Annotated in this window: 5 protein-coding genes and 1 tRNA gene; 3 read left to right on the plus strand and 3 right to left on the minus strand. The window is 41.2% G+C overall.

Translation table 11 applies throughout. The features are described from left to right. The first annotated feature begins 535 nt into the window (after nucleotides 1-535). Together C3Z13_RS04425 and zevB are read left to right on the plus strand one after the other, a co-directional pair. A complete protein-coding gene (locus C3Z13_RS04425) occupies nucleotides 536-1,180 on the plus strand; it encodes a DUF1007 family protein (protein WP_103855118.1) in 645 nt (214 codons plus the stop codon). Then, nucleotides 1,171-2,208 carry a zinc transporter permease subunit ZevB gene (gene zevB, locus C3Z13_RS04430; protein WP_103855119.1) on the plus strand — a complete coding sequence of 346 codons (1,038 nt, stop codon included), beginning with the start codon at nucleotides 1,171-1,173 and terminating at the stop codon, nucleotides 2,206-2,208. The genes C3Z13_RS04425 and zevB overlap by 10 nt, the downstream gene beginning before the upstream one ends. Nucleotides 2,209-2,274: 66 nt before the next feature. Here zevB and C3Z13_RS04435 read toward each other — a convergent pair whose 3' ends face one another. Both C3Z13_RS04435 and C3Z13_RS04440 read right to left on the minus strand, forming a co-directional pair. Continuing rightward, on the minus strand, nucleotides 2,275-3,222 hold the full coding sequence (locus tag C3Z13_RS04435) for a calcium/sodium antiporter (protein ID WP_245872549.1): 948 nt from the start codon (nucleotides 3,220-3,222) through the stop codon (nucleotides 2,275-2,277). 188 nt (nucleotides 3,223-3,410) lie between these two features. Beyond that, nucleotides 3,411-3,486, minus strand: a tRNA-Asn gene (locus C3Z13_RS04440). 394 nt (nucleotides 3,487-3,880) lie between these two features. Here C3Z13_RS04440 and uvrB point away from each other — a divergent pair. Beyond that, a complete protein-coding gene (uvrB, locus tag C3Z13_RS04445; protein WP_103855121.1) occupies nucleotides 3,881-5,920 on the plus strand; it encodes an excinuclease ABC subunit UvrB in 2,040 nt (679 codons plus the stop codon). On the opposite strand, the gene C3Z13_RS04450 is transcribed toward uvrB, so the two are convergent. Next, the gene (locus tag C3Z13_RS04450; protein WP_103855122.1) at nucleotides 5,911-6,318 is read right to left on the minus strand and encodes an OsmC family protein; all 408 of its coding nucleotides are present in this window, start codon (nucleotides 6,316-6,318) and stop codon (nucleotides 5,911-5,913) included. The genes uvrB and C3Z13_RS04450 overlap by 10 nt on opposite strands. Nucleotides 6,319-6,662: the final 344 nt, after the last annotated feature.

The raw sequence follows: 6,662 nt of genomic DNA on the forward strand, positions 1-6,662 counted from the left end.
CTTTATCCACGCCAGCCATAATGCGCAGCACGGGTAGATTTTACCCCCGCTAACCATTTTAAACCCCCAGCACACCAATTTTTGCGACCTGGGAAAAAAGCTTAAGGAAATATACTTTTAAAATATGACGTTTCGGCGGCACAACCTTACCGACACGGTGCATAGTATAAACAAATTGTGATGACATAAATTGTTCTCTTAGCTGTAAAAAGTGCGGGTTATTTTACTTGAGATTTTACCTTTTGCGAATTGAAAGCGAAAAAAAACCTCCCGAAAGGGAGGTAGGAAAGTAGTTTAGCTATTTATTTTGATTATTTTATTTAGGAACTTTATGAATATCAAGCAATCACTCGACAGGACATATACTACCTATAAGCTGTTGATAAATAAATGATGAATTTACATTTTTTTGATATAAATCACAGAAATAGAGTTTTTTTGTTAGATTTTGTTGTTTAAATCAGCAAATGGCATTTTGTCTGCCTTTGGATTTAGTGGTAGGATTTTGCTTTCTTTTGTTTTAGTAAGGAAGATTATGTTCAAAAAATGCTTGGGACTCTTAACGTTGGTTCCGTTGCTTAGCGTTGCCCACCCGCACGCCTTTATTGATATGCAAAGTAAGGTGTTGGTGGAAAAAGGGGCGTTAGTTGGGTTTTCGATGCAGTGGGTGCTTGATGAGCCAAGTTCTGCCAGTATTATTTATGATTTAGCCCAGTCCACGCAACCAAGCGATAAGCAAAGGTTGATTGATGAAGCAATGAAAAATATTGTCAATGAGCATTATTTTAGCTATCTCTTTGATAAAGATAAGAAAAAGATTAAGTACAAAGCACAGCCGCAAAATTATGGAATGAAGTCAAATGGCACACAAATGATGTACTATTTTGATTTTTTGTTGTCTAAGCCCCAAGTGCTGAAGGAAAACCAGTTTGAATTAGCGACATACGATCCCACTTATTTTGTGGCAATGACTTATCCAACGCAGAATAACCCCATACTGAATAAACAAAGTGCGGTGGATTTTTCACAACTTCCTGCCCAATGTACGGGCAAGGTGATTGAACCAAATGTTGATGAAAAGGTGCGTAAATACGCGGCGTCTTTAGATCGTAGTCAGCGTGATGAGGACAGTTCCCTTGGCGAAGTGTTTAGCCAAAAAGTGGAGATTGTATGCCATTAAACAAGTGCACCCAAAAGGGCTTTAAGTATCTGGTAATATTGCTGTTACTCGTAGGGCTAGGGTTTTATATCTTACCTTATTTATTTGGGCAAACCATCAGCTGGCAAAAAGCCTTTAACCAGAGTATTTCTGGTTATTTACATCAAATTAAACAATATCCTGTGCGAGCAGGTTTAGGCTTAATGTTTATCAGTTTTTTGTATGGCGTGTTGCACGCACTCGGCCCAGGCCACGGTAAATTTGTCATTGCCAGTTATCTATCCACTCACCAAGCGAAATTAAAAACCAGCGTTCAGCTCACCTTGTTGTCTTCTTTAATGCAAGGCGTGGTGGCGGTGGCGGCGACCTCCATTATTGTGGTGGGCTTGCGTTTATCTTCCCATTATTTCAAATTGAGCCAACTTTGGCTTGAGCGATCCGCCTTTATTTTAATGTTCTTGCTAGGCGCATATTGGATTTATCAAAGTGCGGTGAAATTTTTGCGAGAATTTCGTCAAAACAAACGCAGCATTTCAGTGGGAAAAATTCACGCCATCAAACCCATTTCGGCAAAAGCGATTTCAGAAAAACCAGTTCAGCTTGTGCAATCCCATTGTGAGCATAGCGATCACGCAGAGGGTTGCAGTTGTGGGCATCAACACTTGCCGAGTTCGCAGCAATTAGAGCAGGCGACCAATTTTAAATCTCGTTTGCTTGTGATTTTAACCATTGGAATGCGGCCTTGCTCAGGGGCGATTTTTATTCTTTTTCTTTCCTATATGCTGGATCTTTATCAATGGGGAATGGCAGCAGCAATGGCGATGGCAGTGGGCACAGGGATTACGCTTTCTTTATTTGCCTTGATTGTGCAATATGCAAGACAGACCGCGGTGAAATTAGGGCGTTGGTATGTTAGCGCAGAGCATTCCCCTTATGCCGAAATTGCGGTGAAATTGATCGCAGGGTTTGTGGTGATTTTCTTTGCGACAGCATTATTTTATGGCACAACCTTGCCTGTGCGTGGTGGCGCAGTGTTATTTGGCGGATAATCTTTCAGATGAAAAATAGGGGTGAAATCTCACCCCTTTTTCTTTTCATCGTATCACTCGTTCAGCTTAAAGTGCGGTGTAAATTAACAAAGAATTATAAGCTACATAGCACAGAAATAGCACAAATCCTTCAACATGGTTAATTCGCCCATTTCGTCCTTTGAAACCATAACCAAATAAAAACAGCAAGCCTGTTAATGCAATCATAACGAGCATATCTCGGCTAAACACTTCTGGCGTGGCTTGAATTGGGCTGATTGCGCCAGCAATGCCGACCACAGCAAGGGTGTTAAACAGGTTCGAGCCAATAATATTGCCCACCGCGAGATCTAATTCATTTTTTCTCGCTGCCATAATGGAAGCCGCCAATTCTGGCAATGATGTGCCAATGGCAACAATGGTTAAACCGATAATCAAATCACTCACGCCTAAATAGGTGGCGATATTCACTGCACCCCACACTAATAATTGCGAGCTGGCCATTAATAATGCCAAGCCAATCACTAACCACAACACTGCAGTTTTCAACGGCATTTGTGATTTTTCTTTGAGTTCATCGTTAATGTCTTGTTCAAGACTATCGCCTGAATGTCTTGTGCCTTGCCAAATTGTCCAGCCCATATAGAGGGTGAATACCGCCAGTAAAATCACCGCATCAAGGCGAGAAATGGTGGCGTCATAAATTAAAAAGGCAGAAAGTAGGGTAACTAGCATCAACACGGGCAATTCTTTTTTTAGCACCTGTGAATTGACCATAATCGGCTTAATCATTGCGGTTACCCCTAAAATCAAGGCAATATTGGTGATGTTTGAGCCGTAAGCATTTCCCAGTGCAATCCCAGGGCTGTGGTTTAATGCAGAAAGTGCTGAAACAATAATTTCAGGCGCAGAAGTACCAAAGCCGATAATCACAATGCCGATTAACAAAGGCGACATACCTAAATAACTGGCGAGAGAAGCCGCACCGTCAATAAAACGATCTGCGCTCCAGACTAAAATCGCCAATCCGACCAGTATAGCGAGAAAAGATTAAAAACATTTGCGTGTCCTATAAATGATGAAAAGTAACGAATATTATCATTATTATGAAAGGCTGATGAGAAAAAAATAAAAGCCCATAAGGAGGATATGGGCTTTAAGCTCTTTTGGAACGAAATAGCTTTTATAAAAGGAGACAAATAAAAACTGCCAAAAGAGAAAATTGGCTCCTCCTGCTGGACTTGAACCAGCGACATACGGATTAACAGTCCGCCGTTCTACCGACTGAACTAAGGAGGAATAATTCTGTATCACAAGGAATTGGTCGCAGATGATAATGATCTGTCTTTCCTTTGTCAACAGTGAAATTAAAAAAATTTTGAAAAATTATGTTCTTTTTTTATATCCACAGCACCTGTGGATAAGTCTGTGAGTTTTAATTTGAAAAAATCGCCGAATCCCTTGTAAAAAAACTAGGGTTTTTAGCGAAATTTGGACAATAAAATTGATTGTAAAATAGCATTTATTTATTATCAATAAGTTAATAAAATCTAGAAATTTTTTAAAATTTTTTTGATTTTGTGAGATTTCAATCTTGACAAATATAAGTTGTGTAAAACTTAAAATTTTGCTTAAGCCGAATGTAAAAAATTATGCTAAAATTGACCGCACTTTTCGGATAGGCAGTTTTTTTATGAGTAACAAAATTCACAGCAAACCTTTTATTCTTCATTCTGATTTTTCGCCTTCTGGCGACCAACCGCAGGCGATAGAAAAGCTGAGTGAAAATCTCAATGATGGTTTAGCGCACCAAACCCTGCTTGGGGTAACGGGATCGGGCAAAACTTTTACCATTGCCAATGTGATTGCCAAGCTCAATCGCCCTGCAATGTTGCTTGCGCCAAATAAAACCCTTGCCGCTCAGCTTTATGCGGAAATGAAAGCCTTTTTCCCTGAAAACGCGGTGGAATATTTTGTTTCTTATTATGACTATTATCAGCCAGAAGCCTATGTGCCGAGCAGCGACACCTTTATTGAAAAAGATGCGTCCATTAACGATCAAATCGAGCAAATGCGTCTGTCTGCCACTAAATCTTTTTTAGAGCGCCGTGATACAATCGTTGTGGCGTCCGTTTCTGCTATTTATGGTTTGGGTGATCCTGATAGTTATCTCAAAATGATGCTGCATTTGCAAACAGGGGCGATCATCAACCAGCGAGAAATTTTGACGAAATTGGCAGAGCTACAATACACACGCAACGATCAAGCGTTTCAGCGCGGAACATTCAGAGTGCGGGGCGAAATTATTGATATTTTTCCTGCGGAATCCGATGATCAAGCCATTCGCATTGAATTATTTGATGACGAAATTGAACGCCTGAGCCTTTTTGATCCGCTGACAGGCACGAATTTTGGTGCGGTGCCACGTTACACAATTTATCCGAAAACCCATTATGTTACGCCGCGCGAACGGATTTTAGAAGCCATCGATCAAATTAAAACGGAATTGGCACAACGGCGAGAATACTTCATCAAAGAAAATAAATTGCTGGAAGAACAACGCATTACCCAACGCACACAGTTTGACATTGAAATGATGAATGAATTGGGCTATTGCTCGGGTATTGAAAATTATTCACGCTATTTATCGGGGCGTAAAGAAGGCGAGCCGCCACCGACATTGTTTGATTATATTCCTGCAGACGGTTTGCTGATTATTGATGAATCTCACGTTACTGTGCCACAAATTGGTGGAATGTATCGCGGCGACCGCTCACGCAAAGAAACCTTGGTGGAATATGGTTTCCGCCTGCCTTCAGCGCTAGATAACCGTCCATTAAAATTTGAAGAATTTGAACGCCTCGCACCGCAAACCATTTATGTTTCCGCCACGCCTGGCCCTTATGAATTAGAAAAATCGGGCAGTGAAATTATCGATCAAGTAGTGCGCCCAACAGGCTTGCTTGACCCAGAAATTGAAATTCGCCCTGTGGCAATTCAGGTGGACGATTTGCTTTCCGAAGCACGCCAAAGAGCGGATAAAAATGAGCGTGTTTTAGTAACCACATTAACCAAACGAATGGCGGAAGATCTGACCGATTATTTAGAAGAACACGGCGTGCGCGTGCGTTATCTACACTCCGACATTGACACCGTAGAACGGGTGGAAATTATCCGCGATCTCCGCTTAGGGGAATTCGACGTGCTAGTGGGAATCAACTTATTGCGCGAGGGCTTGGATATTCCCGAAGTGTCTTTGGTCGCGATTTTAGATGCAGATAAAGAAGGCTTTTTGCGTTCTGAACGCTCATTAATCCAAACCATTGGACGAGCTGCACGAAACCTAAATGGTAAAGCCATTTTATACGCGGACAGCATCACCAAATCAATGGAAAAAGCCATCAACGAAACCAACCGCCGCCGCGAAAAACAAATGAAATACAACGAAGAACACGGCATTGTACCGCAAGCGTTGAACAAAAAAGTGGGCGAATTGCTTGATATTGGCCAAGGCGCAACCAACAACAAAGCAAAAAGCAAACAAAAACAAAAATCCGTGGCAGAACCCACCGCACTTTATCAACCAACCAGCAGCAAAGAACTTCAGCAACAAATCAAAAAACTGGAACAGCAAATGTACAAACACGCCCAAGATCTGGAATTTGAAAAAGCCGCTGCAGTGCGTGATCAGTTGCACCAGCTACGGGAAAGGCTTTTTGTGGATTATTCGTAATGAAAATGAAATTCTTGCACTAAATCTGCACTGAGACTTTTGGCAACAGGGCAGGTGTGAGCTGCGGCTTCTAAGGTTGCTCGCGTGCGTTCATCGAGATCTTTGCTAAGATAAAAGTCTAGTATAATGCGCGCTACTCGACGTGGATTAAGTGCCATTTCTTTTTGAACTTCAATGCGTGTTCCTTGTAAATCTACGCCAAGATCTCTTGCTCGAATTCCCATAATCGTCATTGCACAAGCCGCGAGCGAGGCAGCAAGCAAATCTGTTGGCGAGAATGCTTCGCCTTTGCCGTTATTATCCACTGGGGCATCGGTGGAAATTTTGTCGCCACTTTGTAAGTGGATTAAATCGTTGTGTAAATTTCCAGTGTAATGAATGGTTGAAATATGTGCCATAGGAACTCCTTGTTGAGGTGATTTGTAGTTTAGTTAGAGTAAAAGGAAAGCAGATTGACTGCAAGATAAAATTATTTTTTTATTTAGAAAATAATTATGGAAATGCTGTTTGAATAAGTTAAACAGCATTTTTGTAAGTGCGGTTGCTTTTTTTTTTAAATTTAGTTTAAAAGCCCAAGTAAAGCATCAATAAGTGGCACAATAGGAATAAATAATAGGGTGCTTGTGGTTACGATATTGGTGGCAAAGGATACATCGCCTTTGGCTTCATTTGCGTAGAATAGGCAATATGGCGAGAGCAGAAACAGAGGATTGCAGAATAAGCGTCTGTAGTTTCAATAGTT

Source organism: Avibacterium endocarditidis, from assembly GCF_002921145.1.
GTDB classification, from domain to species: Bacteria; Pseudomonadota; Gammaproteobacteria; order Enterobacterales; family Pasteurellaceae; genus Avibacterium; species Avibacterium endocarditidis.

Coding starts and splice junctions, on each gene's coding strand:
- C3Z13_RS04425 (WP_103855118.1), top strand. CDS start 536: ATGTTCAAAAAATGCTTGGGACTCTTAACGTTGGTTCCGTTGCTTAGC.
- uvrB (WP_103855121.1), top strand. CDS start 3,881: ATGAGTAACAAAATTCACAGCAAACCTTTTATTCTTCATTCTGATTTT.
- zevB (WP_103855119.1), top strand. CDS start 1,171: ATGCCATTAAACAAGTGCACCCAAAAGGGCTTTAAGTATCTGGTAATA.
- C3Z13_RS04450 (WP_103855122.1), bottom strand. CDS start 6,318: ATGGCACATATTTCAACCATTCATTACACTGGAAATTTACACAACGAT.